Origin of the sequence: Nocardiopsis sp. N85 (assembly GCF_028882275.1) — a bacterium.
GTDB lineage: Bacteria > Actinomycetota > Actinomycetes > Streptosporangiales > Streptosporangiaceae > Nocardiopsis > Nocardiopsis lambiniae.
On sequence record NZ_JARBUT010000019.1, the window covers coordinates 55,204 to 73,768 of the forward strand.

At 71.8% G+C, this 18,565-nt stretch carries 16 protein-coding genes and 2 CRISPR repeat arrays; of the genes, 8 read left to right on the top strand and 8 right to left on the bottom strand.

Annotated features, from left to right (window positions below):
* Positions 1-253 precede the first annotated feature (253 nt).
* The 3 genes from PWG71_RS28710 to PWG71_RS22560 are packed head-to-tail and all read left to right on the top strand — an operon-like array spanning position 254 to position 2,593.
* Complete coding sequence (locus PWG71_RS28710; protein WP_342456000.1) at positions 254-538, top strand: SDR family NAD(P)-dependent oxidoreductase; 285 nt, start codon at positions 254-256, stop codon at positions 536-538.
* A complete protein-coding gene (locus PWG71_RS22555) occupies positions 486-1,784 on the top strand; it encodes an MFS transporter (RefSeq protein WP_274811940.1) in 1,299 nt (432 codons plus the stop codon). The genes PWG71_RS28710 and PWG71_RS22555 overlap by 53 nt, the downstream gene beginning before the upstream one ends.
* Positions 1,781-2,593, top strand: a complete 813-nt coding sequence (locus PWG71_RS22560; RefSeq protein ID WP_274811941.1) for a siderophore-interacting protein — start codon at positions 1,781-1,783, stop codon at positions 2,591-2,593. The genes PWG71_RS22555 and PWG71_RS22560 overlap by 4 nt, the downstream gene beginning before the upstream one ends.
* 407 nt (positions 2,594-3,000) lie before the next feature.
* A CRISPR array of direct repeats spans positions 3,001-4,800; the repeat unit is 29 nt; unit sequence CTGCTCCCCGCGCACGCGGGGATGGTCCC.
* A 77-nt stretch (positions 4,801-4,877) separates the two neighbouring features.
* Here PWG71_RS22560 and PWG71_RS22565 read toward each other — a convergent pair.
* Positions 4,878-5,261: a hypothetical protein gene (locus tag PWG71_RS22565; RefSeq protein WP_274811942.1), complete on the bottom strand. Its 384-nt coding sequence runs from the start codon at positions 5,259-5,261 to the stop codon at positions 4,878-4,880.
* A 431-nt stretch (positions 5,262-5,692) separates the two neighbouring features.
* Between PWG71_RS22565 and PWG71_RS22570 the strand changes: the two genes are divergently transcribed.
* Positions 5,693-6,505: a helix-turn-helix domain-containing protein gene (locus tag PWG71_RS22570; protein ID WP_274811943.1), complete on the top strand. Its 813-nt coding sequence runs from the start codon at positions 5,693-5,695 to the stop codon at positions 6,503-6,505.
* Positions 6,498-6,665, top strand: coding sequence for a DUF397 domain-containing protein (locus tag PWG71_RS22575; RefSeq protein WP_274811944.1), 168 nt, complete (start codon positions 6,498-6,500; stop codon positions 6,663-6,665). Before PWG71_RS22570 ends, PWG71_RS22575 begins: the two co-directional genes overlap by 8 nt.
* Positions 6,666-7,220: 555 nt before the next feature.
* Positions 7,221-8,234: a CRISPR direct-repeat array (repeat unit 29 nt; unit sequence CTGCTCCCCGCGCACGCGGGGATGGTCCC).
* Between the two features lie 13 nt (positions 8,235-8,247).
* Here PWG71_RS22575 and PWG71_RS22580 read toward each other — a convergent pair.
* A complete protein-coding gene (locus tag PWG71_RS22580; protein WP_274811945.1) occupies positions 8,248-9,654 on the bottom strand; it encodes a helix-turn-helix domain-containing protein in 1,407 nt (468 codons plus the stop codon).
* 459 nt (positions 9,655-10,113) lie between these two features.
* The gene (gene bla / locus PWG71_RS22585; RefSeq protein ID WP_274811946.1) at positions 10,114-11,046 is read right to left on the bottom strand and encodes a class A beta-lactamase; all 933 of its coding nucleotides are present in this window, start codon (positions 11,044-11,046) and stop codon (positions 10,114-10,116) included.
* 159 nt (positions 11,047-11,205) lie between these two features.
* Between bla and PWG71_RS22590 the strand changes: the two genes are divergently transcribed.
* Both PWG71_RS22590 and PWG71_RS22595 read left to right on the top strand, forming a co-directional pair.
* Positions 11,206-12,117, top strand: a complete 912-nt coding sequence (locus PWG71_RS22590; protein WP_274811947.1) for a LysR family transcriptional regulator — start codon at positions 11,206-11,208, stop codon at positions 12,115-12,117.
* Positions 12,114-13,025, top strand: coding sequence for a serine hydrolase (locus tag PWG71_RS22595; protein ID WP_274811948.1), 912 nt, complete (start codon positions 12,114-12,116; stop codon positions 13,023-13,025). Before PWG71_RS22590 ends, PWG71_RS22595 begins: the two co-directional genes overlap by 4 nt.
* 324 nt (positions 13,026-13,349) lie before the next feature.
* Here PWG71_RS22595 and PWG71_RS22600 read toward each other — a convergent pair whose 3' ends face one another.
* The gene (locus PWG71_RS22600) at positions 13,350-14,246 is read right to left on the bottom strand and encodes a LysR family transcriptional regulator ArgP (RefSeq protein WP_274811949.1); all 897 of its coding nucleotides are present in this window, start codon (positions 14,244-14,246) and stop codon (positions 13,350-13,352) included.
* 97 nt (positions 14,247-14,343) lie between these two features.
* Here PWG71_RS22600 and PWG71_RS22605 point away from each other — a divergent pair, with 97 nt between their 5' ends.
* Entirely contained in the window at positions 14,344-14,943 is a 600-nt protein-coding gene (locus tag PWG71_RS22605; protein ID WP_274811994.1) for a LysE/ArgO family amino acid transporter, read from the top strand.
* A gap of 211 nt (positions 14,944-15,154) precedes the next feature.
* On the opposite strand, the gene PWG71_RS22610 is transcribed toward PWG71_RS22605, so the two are convergent.
* The 4 genes from PWG71_RS22610 to PWG71_RS22625 all read right to left on the bottom strand — a co-directional run bounded on the left by PWG71_RS22610 (position 15,155) and on the right by PWG71_RS22625 (position 18,451).
* Positions 15,155-16,024 (bottom strand): putative protein N(5)-glutamine methyltransferase, encoded by an 870-nt coding sequence (locus tag PWG71_RS22610; protein WP_274811950.1) that lies wholly within the window; start codon positions 16,022-16,024, stop codon positions 15,155-15,157.
* A gap of 153 nt (positions 16,025-16,177) precedes the next feature.
* Positions 16,178-17,455 (bottom strand): purple acid phosphatase family protein, encoded by a 1,278-nt coding sequence (locus PWG71_RS22615; protein WP_274811951.1) that lies wholly within the window; start codon positions 17,453-17,455, stop codon positions 16,178-16,180.
* 142 nt (positions 17,456-17,597) lie between these two features.
* A complete protein-coding gene (locus PWG71_RS22620) occupies positions 17,598-18,149 on the bottom strand; it encodes a dihydrofolate reductase family protein (protein ID WP_274811952.1) in 552 nt (183 codons plus the stop codon).
* A 173-nt stretch (positions 18,150-18,322) separates the two neighbouring features.
* Positions 18,323-18,451 carry an SAM-dependent methyltransferase gene (locus PWG71_RS22625; protein ID WP_274811953.1) on the bottom strand — a complete coding sequence of 43 codons (129 nt, stop codon included), beginning with the start codon at positions 18,449-18,451 and terminating at the stop codon, positions 18,323-18,325.
* Positions 18,452-18,565 lie beyond the last annotated feature (114 nt).

The window sequence follows — 18,565 nt, forward strand, 5'->3', positions numbered from 1 at the left end:
CACGGGGCGGTGTCGGCCGGAATGTCCGACCCTCCCCGGCGTACGTGAACTGGGAGGACTCCGGTGGGGCGCGTGGTCGACGTGGGCTCGGCGCGCCCGACGACGACCTTCTCGCGCGGCCCCCGTGCGATCCGGCTCACGGGCCGGTCGCTGTTGACATCGCCCCTCGTCCGGTCGGAGACTTGCCGCGGACTTCTTAGGTAAGGTTTACCTAATTTGTAGGTCAAGGGCGTGTCGAAAGGAGAACCCGCAGGTGAGCGAGAACGGTATCGACGGCACCGTCGCCGTGGTCACCGGTGCCGCGAGCGGAGTCGGCCGGGCCGTGGCCCTGGACCTGGCCGCCCACGGCGCACGGATCGCGGCCGTGGACGTCGACCCCACCGGGCTGGGCAACCTGGTGGGGGCCCTCGTACGGGCCCCCACCGCCCCGTGCCCGCGCCCCCCGCCTCCGGACACCGTCGTCCCCGAACCCCGCGAAGGAACCCGTGAAGCTCTCCCGGGTGATGGTCGACACCAGCCCCCTGCGCCTGAGCCGTGAGTTCAGGATCGTCTTCACCGCCCGGCTCATCTCCGTGTTCGGGCTGGGCTTCGCCACCGTCGCCCTGCCGTTGCAGGTGTACGGGCTCACCGGGTCCTCCCTGATGGTGGCCACCGTCCACACCACCACCGCGGTCAGCGTCCTGGCGGGGACGATCATCGGCGGACTCCTCGCCGACCGGGGGGACCGGAGACGGTTCATCGTCATCGGCCGGGCCTCGGCCGTCATCGGCTTCGGGGCGTTGGCCGCCGACACCCTCGTCTTCGACACCCCCTGGCTGTGGGTGATCTACGCGGCGGCGATCGTCAACGGCCTCTTCGGGTCGTTCAGCGCCGTCGCCCTCCAGACCGCCGCCCCCGGATTCGTGCCCCCCGACCGGCTTCCCTCCGCGGGGGCGCTGCCGGCCCTCAACGCCGAACTCGGCTCCGTGCTCGCTTCCGCACCGGGTGGCGTCGTCATCGCCACGTGGGGGATGGGCGCCAACCACGTCATCGCCGCCGGATTGTCCCTGGTCACCACCGCACTGGTGTGGCGGCTGCCCCGACTGGACGCACCCGCCTCCGAGGAGGGGCGACGCCCCTCGGTGGTGGCCGACCTGCGCGAGGGCACGGCGTTCACGGTGTGCCACCGCGTGGTGGGACCGCTGCTGCTGCTCGGCCTGGTGCAGATGCTCTTCGCCGCCCCGGCCGTCCTCATCCCCGAGTTCACCGACAAGGTCCTCGGCGGGGGAGAGGCCATGGTCGGGTTCCTGTACACCGCCCCGGCACCGGGCGCCCTCATCGGTTCGCTCACCAGCGGATGGGCGGGGCGCGCCCCGCCGCACCGGGGGAGCGCTGATCCTCGCCGTCGTCCTGTGCGGGGCGGCGGTCCTCGCGCTGGGGGCGTCCCCGTGGGCGCCGTTGGCGTTCGCCTTCCTCGTCCCTGCTGGGGTTCGGGCCGGTCGTGGAGGAGATCCTGCGCTACGCGCTGCCGCAATCGCACACCCCGGACCGGCTGCGCGGGCGCGTCAACGCCGCGTGGACCGCCCAGGCCACCGTCGGCGACTCGACGGGCGCCCTCACCCTGGGGGCGCTGGCGCCGATCATCGGCGCGGCGGGCGCCCTCGTGGCCGGCGGTGTGCCGACCGTCGCCGGGACGGGCGCGATCGCCCTGGCCTGCGCGGGCCTGCGCACGGCCCGCGTGCGCACCGGACCCGAAGACCCCTCCGTCCCGTAACGGAACACCGATCACAAGGAGCAACGCATGACCACCCCGACCCACGAGCGCCGCATCGAGATGTACCCGCTGCGGTCGCGCGTGTTGGAGGTCGTCGCCGTCGAACGCGTCACCCCGCGCATGATCCGCGTCCACCTGGGTGGACCGGACCTGGAGGGCCTCCGGAGCGACCACTTCGCCGACCACGTCAAGCTGTGGTTCCCCAACGAGAGGGGGGAGCACGTCCTGCCCGTGGTGGAGGACGACCGCTGCCTCAACTTCCGCGACCCGGACGTGGTCTTCCGTGACTACACGGTGCGCGCCCTCGACGCCGAACGGCTCACCGTCGACTTCGTGTCCCACGACCACGGGCCGGCGGGACGCTGGGCGCAGGCCGCCGAGCCCGGCGACCGGATCGGCGTGCTGGGCCCGCGCGGCACCACGTGGATCACCGTGGAGTTCGACTACCACGTGCTGCTGGTGGACGAGACGGCGCTGCCCGCCGCCGCCCGCTACATCGAGGAGCTGCCGGCCGACGCGCGCGTGTTCGCGTTCTTCGAGGTGGTCGACGCCGCCGAGGAGCAGGGGCTCGACGTCTCCGACGACGTGCGGATCACCTGGCTGCACCGGGGCGACGCCGAGCCGGGGAGCACGGACCTGCTGCCGGAGGCGTTCCGGGAGTTGGAGCTGCCCGAGGGCGACGGGTTCGTCTACGCGGCCGGTGAGGCCGACACGCTCAAGCCGATCCGCCGCCTGCTCAAGGAGCGCGGGTTCGTCCGCAACGTCACCTGCGAGGTCGACGGTTACTGGCGGCGCGGCACCGCCAATCTCGACCACCACGACGCGGAGGACGACGAGTAGGGGGTTCCCCGCGTGCGCCGCGCCCCGGAGGGACCCCTCCGGGGCGTGGTTGCGTCCGGGGTGTCGGGGTGTCGGGGTGTCCGGAGGCCGGGGGCTCGCTCGGTCGATCACGCGGCGGGCGATCCGCGAGGGAGGGCGGCCGGTCGGCAACCCGGCCACCATCCCGGTCCCGACCACCACCAGCCCGAGACGATCCGGCTCAGGAGGAGGGTTTCCCAGTGGGGCGCCGTCCTCTGTCCGGTGAAGTCTTCCCTCTCCGGTGCTTCTGCCGGGGAGGTGGCGTTGCTTCGAAGGGTGGGATCCGGTAGGAAGTCGGAAGGCGTGGTCGGCGGGTGGGTGATTTGTCTGTTTCTTGAGAAGTTGCAAAATCGCCTGGTTTCCATTGGAATCTTCCCAGGTCATTTACTCTGCTCCCCGCGCACGCGGGGATGGTCCCCGACACTCTCCGTGATCGAACGTTTCTACGCACTGCTCCCCGCGCACGCGGGGATGGTCCCCTGCGACCGGCCCATCGGTCCTGCAACAGTGCCTGCTCCCCGCGCACGCGGGGATGGTCCCCGCACCCTCACCCACTCCGGTGACCCGCGGCTGGCTGCTCCCCGCGCACGCGGGGATGGTCCCGCGGGTCGTGGTGCTCATCGGGTGGTGCTCCTCTGCTCCCCGCGCACGCGGGGATGGTCCCATCGCCGCCCGGATGATCATGCAGCACCTGTGCTGCTCCCCGCGCACGCGGGGATGGTCCCAGCACGGACGTGGGGTTCAGACCCTCCTTGGTCTGCTCCCCGCGCACGCGGGGATGGTCCCGACATCGAGGTGCAACGGGACCGGGGGTCGACCTGCTCCCCGCGCACGCGGGGATGGTCCCGACCATCGTCCTCGGCGCGGTCCTTGGCGGCCCTGCTCCCCGCGCACGCGGGGATGGTCCCCATCAGCAAGCACCTGAACCGACACAAGGAGCCTGCTCCCCGCGCACGCGGGGATGGTCCCTCACGCGGCATCGGGGGCCTCCTCGGGCTTGTCTGCTCCCCGCGCACGCGGGGATGGTCCCAACGGGTTCGATCCGGACCAGTACGGGAGGGCCTGCTCCCCGCGCACGCGGGGATGGTCCCGGGAACCGGATGATGTGGTAGGCGCCGCCCGCCTGCTCCCCGCGCACGCGGGGATGGTCCCGATCTCCGAGTCCCAGGTGGGCGCCGGAACGGCTGCTCCCCGCGCACGCGGGGATGGTCCCGAATCTCCCCGGACCTGAAGGACATCCCCGCCCTGCTCCCCGCGCACGCGGGGATGGTCCCGAGGAGATCGACGCGATCGCCAAGGAGGTCGACTGCTCCCCGCGCACGCGGGGATGGTCCCACGCCGCGACCAACGAGCGCATCGCCGAGTACCTGCTCCCCGCGCACGCGGGGATGGTCCCGTTCAGCACGGGGAGATCGGTGGTCCCGGACGCTGCTCCCCGCGCACGCGGGGATGGTCCCGATCCCCATGTGTCCGGACAGGGTCCCCCGATCTGCTCCCCGCGCACGCGGGGATGGTCCCCGCAGGATCGCGGCGGCCTCGGGGTCGTGGTGCTGCTCCCCGCGCACGCGGGGATGGTCCCCGTCACCCTCTTGAGACGTCTATCGCGAAAGTCTGCTCCCCGCGCACGCGGGGATGGTCCCCCCGCCGTGTACGTCGCGGTCGGCCTGGTGGCCTGCTCCCCGCGCACGCGGGGATGGTCCCCTGATCTAGGACCCACGATGAACCTATTCCCGCTGCTCCCCGCGCACGCGGGGATGGTCCCCCCGCCGTGTACGTCGCGGTCGGCCTGGTGGCCTGCTCCCCGCGCACGCGGGGATGGTCCCCTGATCTAGGACCCACGATGAACCTATTCCCGCTGCTCCCCGCGCACGCGGGGATGGTCCCCCCGCCGTGTACGTCGCGGTCGGCCTGGTGGCCTGCTCCCCGCGCACGCGGGGATGGTCCCAAGGCGGACCGGCCCGCGCTCGGGATCATGAACTGCTCCCCGCGCACGCGGGGATGGTCCCGACTGCGTCCAGCGGATCACCACCGACCTGATCTGCTCCCCGCGCACGCGGGGATGGTCCCGACTGCGTCCAGCGGATCACCACCGACCTGATCTGCTCCCCGCGCACGCGGGGATGGTCCCGTCCCCCTCCGCTCCTCCTGGCGTTTCGTCTTCTGCTCCCCGCGCACGCGGGGATAGTCCCCGGTGCGGGTGGATGTTCGTCTCCAAGGCGGAAGGACGAGCCCCGGCCGTATGTCGGCCGGGGCTTGTTCTGTGCGTTTAACGGTGGCGGGCCTTGTTCCAAGGGGCGGGCAGCGTCCCTCCGCGTTTGAGGTGGTCATGGAGGGTGTTGAAGGCCCGGTCGGCTCGGCGGAGAGCCGTGGCGGGGTCGACGCCGGGTTCCTTGATGTCGCGCAGGGCCGAGGAGACCTCATCGAACAGCTCATCGGCCCGCTCCCGCTGGGAGCCGGTCGAGGGCCGCCCGCAGCGCACGGTGCCGGACTCGATCTCGGACATGCCCGCCTCCTCTCCTGTGGGAAGGCGCTGTGCGCGAGTGCGTCGTGGCAGCGCGATCCGTTCCTCCGGGCGCGGCACCGGGACCGCGCGGCCCCGGGGCGCGGTGAGCCGGGCGAACTCCTCCCAGTTCAGCGGCTTGCGCGCCATCACAGCCGCCCCAGGAGTTCGGCCACCAGATCACGGGCGAGCATGTCCTCGTCCCCGGAGCGGGCGACGGGGATGGTGACGTCCGGTTCGCCCGGCATCGGTCGCCACCACCGCCGGTTTATGTAACGGACTGTCACCCGGTGACCTGTGTACTCCACACGCACGCTCCCGGGCAGGTCGCCCTCGATCGCGGCGATACCCCGACGCCGCAAGGCGGAGTGCAGAGCGAGCACGGCTTCCTCGTGAAGTTCCGAAGACGGTGCGGGTGGCATTGGCGGCTCCCAGTGCGTAGCGAACTCGGTACACCTGAAGTGTCCGCTCGTGGAAAGCCGCAGGTAAAGCGCGTTGTCTGCCCATCGGCAGTGTTCCGTTCGCTTCGGAATTCTTCGGAATCGCTCCAGCGGGTGCGGCGAATGTGGTCTGCTGAGAACATGCCTCCTGTACCAAAGCAAGTTCTGCTGCGTTATGGCCGCGAGGTGGCACGTCTACGCACCGAGGCGGAACTGACACAAACCGCTCTGGCCCATCGAGTTCAGAGCAGTAAAAGCCAGATATCGGACGTGGAGCGAGGGAAGGCCCCGCCGTCCCCCGCGCTTCGCAAGGCGCTGGACGGGACGATCGGCTTCGGGAGGCTCTCGCGCTTGTGGGAGGACCTGACCGGTAGCAATCGCGCTCCCTGGCTGTCGGAGATCGCGACGGCGATCCAGGAGGCTGAGGCGATATGGGAGTATCAGGCCTTGGCTCTGCCCAGTTACCTTCAGGTCGAGCGCTACGCCCACACCCTGATCCGAACGGCTTTGCCGTGGCTCTCTCCAGACGAACTCGCGAAGAGCGTGGAGGAGCGTGTTACGAGGGCGAAGAATTTCGCGGAGTCACTGCGTCCACTGCTGTGGCTGGTACTCGACGAAACCCTGATCCACCGCCGGTACGGGGGAGTCCGTGTCGCGAAGGATCAGCTTACCTACCTCGCTGATCTGGCAGAGAGCGGGCGCATTACGCTACAGATCATGCCGGCCGATCATACTGGACATCCTGGTAACTCGGGTTCCTTCCGGGTGATTACCATGCGGGACGCCACAGAACTCGCCTACGTTGAGAGCGCCGAAGAAGGGCGCATCCTGACCAGCCCGACGGTGGTCGCCCAACGCAGGATGCTGCTGGGGAGTCTGCAAGGGTTGGCATGGGAACCGGAGACCTCGCTCCGGGCCGTCCGCGAAGAAGTGAAGAGGTTGGTCAGTGACTGAGTGGCACAAGTCGAGCTATAGCGGGGGATCGAATGACTGCTTGGAGGCGCGGGAAGGCTCCCACGGTGCGGATGTCCGTGACACGCAGAACCGTGAGGCCGGGCACCTGAGATTCGATCGGGTGGAGTGGGCCGCACTGGTGCAGTCCGTGGGACGCTGATCTCTTCCCGATTCTCTCGCCTGGCCCCCTGCGTTTTCGCAGGGGGTTTCTCGTGTGCGGATGTGAATTTCATCCGTGAGCGCGGAAGCGACGGTCCCGCGAGCATGGACCGCATCTACTTCTCAACGTTTTGGGGTCCCGCTCATGGCCGCCGTCCCATGGGCCCCACACGATCGAGGTCGGGGGAGTGGGTCGTGCTCCTGGGTGCCTTCATGTAGTAGCACCGAAGGGACGAGACCGGCTCCTACCAGAGATGCCGAAGGGGACAGGCCGTTGCTGCATGCGGCCATTTGCGCTTCCTGTAGTGCTTCGTCGAGGCAACCGTTCGGCCGGCCCTGAACCGCTTTGATGAACATGTCCTGTACGACCGAGTCCTGCGGCATCGACACGGTGTTTTCCTCTCCGGTGCTTCTGCCGGGGAGGTGGCGTTGCTTCGGAGGGTGGGATCCGGTAGGAAGTCGGAAGGCGTGGTCGTCGGGTGGGTGATTTGTCTGTTTCTTGAGAAGTTGCAAAATCGCCTGGTTTCCATTGGAATCTTCCCAGGTCATTTACTCTCTGCTCCCCGCGCACGCGGGGATGGTCCAGCGGCGCACGACCATGGCGAGCGGGGTCAGCTCTGCTCCCCGCGCACGCGGGGATGGTCGCTGCGAGTACGAGCAGGAGCACGAGGACGGCGGTCGCGATCTCTGCTCCCCGCGCACGCGGGGATGGTCAGGTTGCGCGGCCTCCTGACCTGCACCACTGACTCTGCTCCCCGCGCACGCGGGGATGGTCCGGCGCTGGCTCGGGACGTGGTCCAAGACCATCTCTGCTCCCCGCGCACGCGGGGATGGTCGTGCGTGGTTGCGGTCGGCGTTCCGGGAGCCGCTCTGCTCCCCGCGCACGCGGGGATGGTCAACAACGAGGAGAAGCCCGGCGAGCGCAAGGCCTCTGCTCCCCGCGCACGCGGGGATGGTCCCCGGACCGCGAGGCCCATGACCACGGCGAGGAGCTGCTCCCCGCGCACGCGGGGATGGTCCCCGGCATCCCTGATGGAGGTGCGCCTGTGCGCTCTGCTCCCCGCGCACGCGGGGATGGTCCCTCCTCCCGCATCGCCGGGGTGATGTGCGAGTACTGCTCCCCGCGCACGCGGGGATGGTCCCAACCCGGACGGCTACCGCGTGGGCCGGAGGGTCTGCTCCCCGCGCACGCGGGGATGGTCCCGCCAAGGCCGCCTACTCCATCAGCAAGCAGGGCTGCTCCCCGCGCACGCGGGGATGGTCCCATGCACAACCCGCAGTACGTCTCGAAGTCGTCCTGCTCCCCGCGCACGCGGGGATGGTCCCCCGGACAGTGTCGAGGCCGGCCGGTTCCGCAACTGCTCCCCGCGCACGCGGGGATGGTCCCCTGCGCGCAGCTCAACGCAGCGGGGCATCCCGCTGCTCCCCGCGCACGCGGGGATGGTCCCACCTGACCCGGGCCGCTGGCGGCCGGGCCCCGCTGCTCCCCGCGCACGCGGGGATGGTCCCTGCGGGTTCGTGGTGCTCACCGCGTCCGAGGTCTGCTCCCCGCGCACGCGGGGATGGTTCGATGCCTTCGTAGGTCAGGCGGCGAGGACGGACCGTTCGTCGGTGGGGTGGCCGCAGGTGGGGCAGGGGACGGCGGTGACCTCCCGGCCGTCCGGGGTGGGGCGCAGGACGGTGCGGTAGCGAGGCGACCCCCTGTCGGGGTTGCAGCGTTCGTTGTCGCACTTGGGTGCCGGGAAACGCGTGTCGACGTCGGGTGGGCCGAGCCAGGTTCCGAAGGGCGCGGCCCCGGCGGACGCGGGCGGGTGGACGATCTCGTCGGGTTCGGTGCGGCAGAGACCCCCGCAGAGGGCGCAGGTCCCGCCCGGAACGTTCCGAACGCTGGGATGGGCCGGGCAGGTGCCGGTGGCCTTGCCCCGGGCGTCCGAGGCGAAGGCGGGCCGTCGGGAGAAGGCGTCCTCGGGCGGCGCAGGTGGCCGGGGGAGGGCCCGCAACAGGGCGCCGCCGTTCCAGGCGCGCACGGACTCGGGGGAGACCAGCCGGGTGCGCAAGGCAGGGAAGGGACGGGCGGTGTCCTGCCACCCCGTCAGGGCATCGGTGAGCTCCTCCACGGACACACCCGAGGCGCGCAGGTCCACCAGCCGGGCGGCGAGGGTGCCCCGGTCGCGGCGCGGATGGGTCAGGGCCGCGTCCGGGATGGGTCGGAGCAGGTCCAGCGCCCAGGCCGGGGCCGGGGCCGGGGCGGGTTCCCCCGGGGTGCGCGGGCGGGGCACGGAGGGGACCGGCCGTCCGGTGGGCCGGGGTGAGGGCCGCCGGTCCGGTTCCGGTTCCCGGCGCGGGCCCGTGGGGCCGCCGACCTCTGCGCCGGACGCTGTGCCGACCTCTGCCTCGACCTCTGCGCCGGACGCTGTGCGCGGAAGCGGCACCGCGGACCCCGGACGCCCTGTGGTGACCTGCCCACGGACGGGATCCGGAGAAGGGTCGCTGGAGTGGGGGTCGGTGGAGTAAGGGTCTGTCGGTCGATCCGACACCTCGCGGCCGGTCACGGTGACCGGCCGCGAGGTGTCGATCCGACCGGTCGTGGGCGGGGCGGGCCGGTTCCGCGGTGTCAGGGGCTCCTCGCCCAGCAGGGCGCGTGCCTCGTTGACCCGCTCCAGGACATCGGCGGGGAAGGCCTCGGCGGGGATGAGCAGTTCCAGCACGTCCGGCAGGGCGTCCGGACGGCGGTGCCCGGCGGCCAAGTCCTCGGCGAAGAACACGCGCACGTGCTCGCGGGGGAGTTTGCGGACCAGGCCGGCCCGGACGAGATCGTCGATGGCGCGCTGGGCGGTGGTGACGCTGAGGTTGCCGCCCGAGCGTTCGGCCAGGGTGGCCTGGCGCAGGAAGCACCAGCGTCCGTCGCGGTCGGCGGCGTCGGCGATGAGGACGGCCGCCATGTGGGAGCGGGGAGTGGGGAACAGCCCCTTCTTGAGTGCCGCGGTCACCCAGTGGAGAGGGGAGAACCCGCGAAGGTCCAGTGAACCTTCGGGACGTTTGCGCGGGTAGGGGACGGGACTCGCGGCCCGGTTTCGGGCATGCGGTATTCGGGGACTAGGATTCATGCCTAGCCGCCTTCCTGGTGTTGCAGGACGGTCGGTCAGGAGCCGTTCGGTGTTGGCGCACCGGGCGGTTCCGCTTTTCGTGTGACGGGGAGTCACCGGCTGAAGCCTAGTGGCATCGGAAGGCCGGCCGGGGGCGGTTTTCTGGATTTGTGTTCGAGTTCCCCGCGCGACTGCATGAATCTACGTCGTAAAGGTGGGGGTTTTCGAGAAGAAAACCCCGAAAAGAGAAAACGAGTACGGCTACGCCGCACCCGCCCCATCACCCTGGGCACCCTTCTGTGCTCCGAGGGTGACGGAACGGGGGTGAGAGGCGCCGAGGAGACGCCCCGCACCCCCCTGGGGTCAGCCGAGGCTGTCGACGACCACCTCGGTGGCCTCGGCCACCAGTTCGTTGATCGGTTCGGCGTCCTGTTCGTCCTGGCTGCTGAAGACGGAGATGATGATCGGGTCCGCGCCCTCCTCCGGCCAGGCCAGGGCGATGTCGTTGCGGCCCCCGTAGGCGGGCGAGCCGGTCTTGTCGCCCACGATCCACCCCTCGGGGACGCCGGCGCGGATCGTCTCGTCACCCGTGGTGTTGCGGATGAGCAGGTCGATGAGCACGTCCCGCTTCTCCTCCGGGAGCACGTCCTCCAGGGTGTAGGCCCGCAGGCTCTCCGCCATGGCGCGCGGGGTGCTGGTGTCGCGGATGTCGCCGGGGGTGGCCTCGTTCAGTTCGGTCTCGTAGCGCACCGGCTCGGTGACCTCGTCACCGATCGCGCGCAGGTCCTCCTTGAAGGCCTCCACCCCGCCGAGCTCCTCCAGGATCAGGTTCGCGGCGGTGTTGTCGCTGTAGCGCACGGCGGCGTCGATGATCTCCATGCGGGTCATGCCGGTGTCCACGTGCTCCTCGGTGACCGGGGAGTACTCGACCAGGTCGTCCTCGGTGTAGGTGACGGTCACCTCCATCTCCTCCAAGGTGTACTCGTCCAGCAGGGCCCCCGCCGAGAGCGCCTTGTGGGTGGAGGCGTAGGCGAAGCGCTCGTCGGCCCGGTAGAACACCTCCTCGCCCGTGCCGGTGTCGATCGCGTACACGCCCAGGCGGGCGTCGAACTCCTGCTCCAGCGAGGCGAACAGCGCGTCGGAGGCGGCGTCGGGCGCGGAGGCCGATGCCGAGGGAGGAGCGGGCGCCGAACCGGACTGCGATTCCGCTCCCGTCGCCCCGCAGGCGGTGAGCGCGGCCAGTGACAGGGCCGCCAGTGTCGCGGTGGTGGGGAGATGGGCGGATCGGATGAACATCTTCGTGTGTCCCTTCGTGTACGGAGAGCGCGGACGTACCAGGGCCCGGGGAACGTCGAGCCGCGCGAAGCGGCGTCGAGAGCAGTCTGTGGCCGGTGTGGTCATGCTGTCCAAGACGGAAACCGGCTTTTCCATGCGTTTCCCGCATAGGATCAGCTCATGGATCTCGTCGGAGCCTGTCGGGCCTTCGTCCATGTGAGCGACCGGGGGAGTTTCACCCTCGGTGCGGCGGCCGCCCGTATCCCGCAACCGGTCGCCAGTCGCCGGGTGGCGGCGCTGGAACGTCATCTGGGCGGCCGTCTGTTCGACCGGTCGACCAGGCGGGCCGTGCTCACCCCGTTCGGGCGGGAGGTGCTGCCCGCCGCCCGTCGGTTGATCCTGCTCGCCGAGGAGCTGGAGTACGACGCCGAGCGCGCCCGGCACAGCCCCGTGCGCCTCGCCGTCCCGGAGGTGTGCGGCACCCGCGATCTGGCGGCCCTGGGGGCGGCCGGCCGTGACGCCGGCCTGCGTCTGGACTTCCGTCAGGTCCCACCCGCCGCCCGCGCGGACGCGTTGCGCGACCGCGACGTGCACGCCGCGGTGTTGGCGGTGCCCCCCGACGGGGCGGCCTGGACCGTTCCGCTGGGGGTGGGCGCGGCCGCCCGGCCCGGTGTTCGGGCCGTCTACCTGGAGACCCTGCGGGTGGGGCGGGGGCAGCGTCCCTCCACCGGTCGCAGGTTGTGGATCCAACCCGAGGACGACGTCCCGCACGTGCGCGATCCGCTGCTGCGCCTGCGTGACGCGCTCGGGTTGGGCCCGGCCCAGATCGCCGTCGCCCCGTCCCTCGCCGACGCCGCCACCGAGGTCCTGGTCTCCTCGGATCTCCTGTTGTGCCCGGCGGGGCAGGCCGAGTCGCTCGGTCTGTACTGGTGTGAACTCGGTGAGCCCGTTCTGGCGAGGGGTTACGATCTGGTGGCCGAGAGCACCGAGGAGTCCGAGCGGTTGCGCGATCCCCTCGCCGACGCGCTGGCCCACTGCCTGGACGCCGCCCCGTCGGGGGCGGCCGCCCCCGGACCGAGGAGGACCGATTGACCACGACCGCCCTGTTGCGAGAACTGCGCCGGGAGTTGGAGGAGGGCGGGCTGCGCGGCTCTTTCCTGGTCCGGGACCTGCGCACCGGTGAGGAGGTCGGTATCGATCCCGAGGTGGAGTTCCCCTCGGCGTCCCTGGTGAAGGTCCCCCTGGCGATCGCCGTCCTGGAGCGCGTTCACGCCGGTGAGATCGACGGTGCGGCTCCGGTGCTGGTCCAGCCCGGCGGGGTCACCACCTTCGGTCCGATCGGCATCGCCCGGTTCCGTCACCCGGCCCGGGTCGCCGTCGACGATCTGGTCTACCTCAGCACCTGTCTCAGCGACGGTTCCGCCGCCGACGCCCTGCTGGAGCTCACGCCGCCCGACCGGGTCGCGGCGACGCTGCGCGCCGCCGGTCTGGTCGGCATCACCGTGCGGCACGCCGCCGGCGAGCTGCACCACACCCCGGTCGATCGGCTGAATCCGGACGAGGGGCATCTGGCGCACAGTCTGGCCATCGACGCCGGGACGGCGGGGCGCGGTCATCGGATTCCGCAGCTGGACGTCGCTCGGGCCAGCACGGGTACGGCGCGGGCGTTCACCGATCTGCTCCAGGCGTTGTGGACCCCGTCGAAGATCCATCCGGAGGTGGCGGCCCGGGTGCGCCGGTTGATGTCGAACAACGTGCTGCGTCACCGGCTCACCCCGGATTTCGTCTCCGACGCCACGACCTGGTCGTCCAAGACCGGGAGTCTGCTCAACCTGCGCCATGAGATCGGTGTGGTCGAGCATTCCGATGGCGCGATGTACGCGGTGGCGGCCCTGACGGAGTCGCGGGTCCCGGCGGTCCACCAGCCCGGGGCCGAGGCGCTCATGGCCCGGGTGGCCCGTACGCTGCGCGATCATCTGCGCGCCGGCGGGGTCGACTGAATCCGATCCGGCGGCACCGGGGCTTTTCGCGTCGGGGGCGCTCGGTGGGTGGATCCAAGGGGCCTTCGCCCCACGCCCCGGGCCCGCGCTCGTGGTGGCCGTCGCCGGGCGCTCGGTGTCCGGGACTTCGTCCTCATGCCCCGAACCCGCCCTCCTGCCCCGGGCCCGCCCTCCTGGCGGCCGTCGCCGGCGGTCCGGTGTCTTCGGGGCTTCGCCCCGTGGTGGTCGTGTCGACGCCGGGGCGGCCGGTCCGGTCTTCGGTCCCTCGTCCGCCGGGTCTTCGGGTCGGGGAGGGGCCGGGGCCGGCCACGAGAACGGTTCTCCTCACCCCGGGGCCAGCGGGTGCAGGCGGGCGGCGGCGTGGCGGCGGACCACGTCGGTGAGCAGGTCCAGGGCGGGGGAGCGCAGGTTCCAGCGCTGCCAGTACAGGCGTACGTCCACCGGGTGGTCGGGTGCCATGGGTACCAGTTCCCCGGTGGCGAGCGCCTCCCGGCACTGCCATTCGGGCACCGCGCCCCAGCCCATGCCGAGGTGGACGGCGCGGGCGAAGTCCTGTGAGGCGGGGATGTAGTGGCGCGGTCCTCGGGGTTCCCCTCCCAGGGCCCGGCGTACGAACCGGTCCTGGAGGTCGTCGCGCCGGTCGAAGGTGACCATGGGGGCCTGGGCGAGGAGTGCGGGGTCGGCCGGGTCGCCCAGGTGGCGGCGGGCGAACCCGGGGGTGCACACCACCAGGTAGCGCATGGTGCCCAGGCCTTCGACGGTGCAGCCCTGGACGGCTTCGGGGGTGGAGGTGACGGCGGCCATCACGGTTCCGGAGCGCAGGAGCGAGGTGGTGTACTCCTCGTCCTCGCGGTGGACCTCGAAGACCTCTCCGAGTTCTTCGGCGACGGTGGCCAGTGCTTCCAGGAACCAGGTGGACAGGCTGTCGGCGTTGACGGCGACCGGCAGGAGCCGGTTCCCGTCGCCCGCGCCCAGTTCGGTGAGGGCGTCCTCGTCGAGTACCAGTACCTGTCGTGCGTGGCGGAGCACCACGTCGCCCGCCGGGGTGGTGGTCACCGGGGTGGTGCGCCGTACCAGGACCTTGCCCACCGCCTGCTCCATGGCCCGGACCCGCTGGGACACGGCGGAGGGGGTGACGTGCAGGTGGCGGGCGGCGGCCTCGAACGTCCCCTCGTCCACCAGGGCGGTCAGGGTGCGCAGGTGCTCGTACTGGAACGGCATGTGAAGCCTCTCTTAGGGGTTCTAAGAAAGTTTAGCTTTACTGCATGCGGTGTCCGGGCCTAGCGTTCCACGGGTGAACGCGACGCTTCTTCCCGCGATGCTCGGTCTGGGGACCGGGCTCGCCCTCATCGTGGCCATCGGCTCGCAGAACGCCTTCGTCCTGCGGCTGGGCATCGACGGCCGGATCGGTGTCGTCCTGCCGGTGGTCCTGGTCTGTGCCGTCTCCGACGCGCTCCTCATCACCCTGGGGGTCCTGGGCATCGGCGCGGTCGTCGCCGCGCTGCCCGCGCTGGTCACCGTCGTCCGTGTGCTCGGCGCGGGGTTCCTGCTCGTCTACGGGGCCCTGGCGGCCCGTCGGGCGCTGCGACCCGCCGGGGAGGCCCTGTCGGTGGGGGCGGGGGCCACCGTCGGGCGCGGTGCGGCCATCGCCACCGCCGTCGTGCTGACCTGGCTCAATCCCCACGTCTACCTGGACACGGTCCTCTTCCTGGGCTCTCTGGCCAACCAGTACGACGGTGCGCGTTGGTGGTGGGCGGCCGGCGCGGTCTCCGCCAGCTTCCTGTGGTTCTTCTCGCTGGGGTTCGGCGCGCGCCTGTTGCGCCCGGTGTTCGCCCGTCCCGGGGCCTGGCGGGTCCTGGACGGGGTGATCGCCCTCGTCATGCTCGCCCTGGGGATGCGGATGCTCCTGAGCGCCTGAGGTCGGACCCGGGTGGTGGGCGGCCGGACCGGTGGGGCCGGCTCCGGCCGTTCACCGCCGTCGAACGCGGCTCCGGTGCCGTTCGGTCCGGTGCGGTGCGGTGCGGTGCGGTCCGGTGCGGGTGACCGGTGCGCGTCGCACGCGCCTTCCCGGCGGTCCCGGGCCGGGGCGTCACCGGCCGGTCGCCGCCCGGCCGCACCCGGTCGCCGTTTCACCCGTACGACACCCTGGACGACGCCGGTCGGGTCGCGGGGGCTCTGACCGGCTCCCCGGCGCGTACCGAGGACGACGCCGGCCGAGGGCGGGGGTCACCGGGGGGAGGCCGTGATGACGGTGGCGTCGCGGTCGGGGCGGTGCGCACCTCGGGTCGCAGTCCGGCGTCGGCGAGCACCTTCCGGGCGGTGCCCGCCTGGTGGGCGGCGGTCTCCACCAGGACCGTCCCCGTCGGGGCGAGTCGGCCGGGGGCCTGCCGGGCCAGGCGGCGCAGCACGTCCAGGCCGTCGGGGCCGCCGTCCAGGGCCAGGGGCGCCTCGTACAGGCGGGCCTCGGCGGGCAGCAGGCGCAGGCGGTCGGTGGGCACGTGCGGGACGTTGGCCACCAGCACGTCCACCCGCCCGCGCAGGCGCGGCGGCAGCGCCGCGCACAGGTCGCCGTGGTGGACCCGGTGCGCGGGCAGGTTGCGGCGGGCGCAGGCCACCGCGTTCGGGTCCAGGTCCACGGCGTGCACACGGGCGTGGGGGCGGGCCGCGATCAGGATCGCGGCCAGGATCCCCGACCCGCAGCACAGGTCCACGGCGACGCCGCGCTCGGGCAGCAGTCCGACGGCGAGGTCGGCCAGGAGGGCGGAGCGGGGCCGGGGGAGGAACACTCCCGGATCCACGCGCACGGTCACCCCGCGCAGCCGGGCCCATCCCAGGACGTGTTCCAAGGGGGTGCCGGCGGCGCGGCGCTCGGCCAGGTCGGCGGCGTGGGCGGGGGTGCGGGCGTGGTGGGCGATCAGGTGCGCCTCCTGTTCGGCGAACACGCATCCGGCGTCGCGCGACAGGGGGGTGAGGGAATCGGCGAGGGTCGGGGACGACAAGGTGGGCGCCTTTCGGGCGTGGGCGTCCCCGTGGGGTCAGTGGCCCCGGAACGGTGAGGACGCGCGTGCGTTCGCGATGTGGATCGTCCTCACCTCCCCGGTCGTGGTCGCCCGCCCACGGTGGCGGCGGCCCCGTGGGCGGGCGACGGTTTTTCAGCGGGTGTCGGTGACGCGCTTGTCGTCGCCGTCCTTGTCGATGGTGAAGGAGTCCACCACGGTGCCGTCGGCGGTGCGGGCGGTGTACACCAGCACGCCTCCGTCGACGTCCACGGTCTGGTAGGTCTGGGTGTCCTCGAACTGGACCCGGACCTCGGCGCCGTTGTCGGTCCAGTTGCCCGGGTCGATGTCGTACATCTTGGGGCCGGTGACGGTGACCGCGTAGACGGGCCCGGTGTGCACGTCGGGGTCGTCGGTGCGGTGGGCGGTGAGGTTGCCGCGTCCGTAGGAGTGGTCGTGTCCCTGGAGGACGAGGTCGACGTCGTGCTCTTCCAGGGTGTCCAGCCAGGCGGTGCGCAGTCGCCCGTTGTCGCGGCTGGGGCTGTTGGAGAACAACGGGTGGTGGAAGAGCACCACGGTCCAGGTGTGGGGGTTGTCGGTCAGGACCCGGTCCAGCCACCGCTGCTGGGTGTTCAGCCAGCTGGAGGCGCTCAAGGGTGCGGCGTTGCGGTGGTTGGAGTTGAGGACGACGAACCGCACCCCGTTGTAGTCGGTGTAGTGGGCGGTCCGGGACAGGTCGCGTCCGCTGGTGGGGCCGTTGCCCGAGGTGGGGAACTGCGGGGCCCACCGGGAGCTGAGGGAGAGGGCGGAGTACTCGTGGTTGCCGGGCGTCGCCAGGTGGTCCATGCCGCCGGTGGCCCGGGGGCCGAAGGCGGCGAACCACTCCGACCACTGGGAGTCGCTGTTGGCCGAGTCGACGAGGTCGCCGACGTGGACGGCCAGGTCGGCGTCGGGCTCGGCGGCCAGGGCGGCGCGCACCACGGGGGCGGCGCCCGCGGTGATGTTGTTCTGGATGTCGCCGAAGTACAGGAACGTGAACGGGTCGGCTTCGTCGGCGGTGGTGGTGAAGGTGTGCCAGGGGCCGAAGGTCGTGCCGTCGCCGACCCGGTACCGGTAGTCGGTGTCGGGGGTCAGGCCGGTGGCGGTGGCGGCGTGGTGGGTGCGCCCGGACAGGGTGGCGGTGGTGGTGCCGGAGACGGCGCGCACGTCGTCGGGGGCGGCGGCCGGGGCGATCTGCGCGGTCGGGGTGGAGGTGCCGGCCGAGCGCCAGGTGAAGGTGCGGGCGGTGTCGGGGGTGGCGGTGGGCGACAGCAGGATCCGGTCGGAGGTGTCGGTGGCGGTGGGAGCGGCCGTGGCGGCGGGGGCGCTCGCCAGGGTCAGGGCCAGGGTGGTGGCGGCGAGCAGTGCCAGGGGTGCGCTGGGGCGGGCGGGCATGGGCCGGGGCCTTTCTGCCGGTGTCGCTGACGCCGGTGACGCTAACCACCACCCGGCAACGGAGGGTGAATCCGCCGTGGCGGGGCGTCGCATGGTGGGTGACGCCCCGCCCCGTCGCACCCCGCCACGGCGGCGGTGCCGGTCAGGCGCGGCGGTAGCGCAGCAGGACGACCTGGGAGTCGAACACCCGCGACTCCACCAGGTTCAGTCTCAGTCGTTCGGGGGAGGTCGGGAAGGCGGGCTTGCCTCCACCCAGGACCACCGGGTGCACGAACACCCGGTACTCGTCGATGAGCCCGTGGCGGGTGAGGTCGGCGGCCAGGGCGGCGCCGCCGAAGAGCACCATGTCGGTCCCCGCCGCCTTGAGCGCGGCGATCTTCTCGATGTCCCCGACGACCCGGGTGTTCCAGTCCGCCTTCTCCAGGGTGCGGGAGACGACGATCTTGGGTTTGTCCCGCCAGATGGGAGCGAACGCGAGGTCGTGCGGGTCGTCGGAGTGCTCCTCCGCCTCGGGCCAGAACCCGGACATCATGTCCCATACGACGCGTCCGTAGAGGAAGGCGTCGCAGCGGTCGCTCAGGGCGCGGGAGTCCTCGGACAGTTCGGGTCCCATGACGGGCCAGTCGAACTCGCCGTTCGGGCCCTCGATGTGGCCGTCGATCGACTGGTGGACGAAGTGGACGAGTTCCGCCATGGGGGCTCCCCGAGGTGTCGGGTCCGGTGCTTCCCACCGGACGGGGTCCACCTTAGGAAGCGGTCGTGACATTCTTCCGGAGGCCGGCCGGCCGGCCCGGTCCGGGGCGGGTCGTGGCCGGTGTGGTCGCGATCAGACCTTGCGGGCCGGGCCCGTGGTGCCGGGGCGGGTCGCTACCGGGGCGGGTCGCGGGTCGAGTCCGTCCCGGTGGGGTCGGGGCGCCACCGGAGCACGGAGACCGCACCCGGGTCGATCGGTTCGAACCCGTCGAGGTAACGGGTGAAGTCCTCCACCGGGCGCATGTGGTACTCCGTGGGCCACGGGCGACCAGGAAGATGTCGCCGGTGGCCGGGCCGTGGGCGTCGGCGACGACGATGCGGGGGAACGGCGGCATGGCGTCGAGGTCGGGTGTTGCG

What these genes read in the sequence shown, in the direction of transcription:
- PWG71_RS22560 (WP_274811941.1), top strand. Translation starts at nt 1,781, where the DNA reads ATGACCACCCCGACCCACGAGCGCCGCATCGAGATGTACCCGCTGCGG.
- PWG71_RS22565 (WP_274811942.1), bottom strand. Translation starts at nt 5,261, where the DNA reads ATGGCGCGCAAGCCGCTGAACTGGGAGGAGTTCGCCCGGCTCACCGCG.
- PWG71_RS22570 (WP_274811943.1), top strand. Translation starts at nt 5,693, where the DNA reads ATGCCTCCTGTACCAAAGCAAGTTCTGCTGCGTTATGGCCGCGAGGTG.
- bla (WP_274811946.1), bottom strand. Translation starts at nt 11,046, where the DNA reads ATGTTCATCCGATCCGCCCATCTCCCCACCACCGCGACACTGGCGGCC.
- PWG71_RS22590 (WP_274811947.1), top strand. Translation starts at nt 11,206, where the DNA reads ATGGATCTCGTCGGAGCCTGTCGGGCCTTCGTCCATGTGAGCGACCGG.
- PWG71_RS22600 (WP_274811949.1), bottom strand. Translation starts at nt 14,246, where the DNA reads ATGCCGTTCCAGTACGAGCACCTGCGCACCCTGACCGCCCTGGTGGAC.
- PWG71_RS22605 (WP_274811994.1), top strand. Translation starts at nt 14,344, where the DNA reads ATGCTCGGTCTGGGGACCGGGCTCGCCCTCATCGTGGCCATCGGCTCG.
- PWG71_RS22615 (WP_274811951.1), bottom strand. Translation starts at nt 17,455, where the DNA reads ATGCCCGCCCGCCCCAGCGCACCCCTGGCACTGCTCGCCGCCACCACC.
- PWG71_RS22620 (WP_274811952.1), bottom strand. Translation starts at nt 18,149, where the DNA reads ATGGCGGAACTCGTCCACTTCGTCCACCAGTCGATCGACGGCCACATC.
- PWG71_RS22625 (WP_274811953.1), bottom strand. Translation starts at nt 18,451, where the DNA reads ATGCGCCCGGTGGAGGACTTCACCCGTTACCTCGACGGGTTCGAACCG.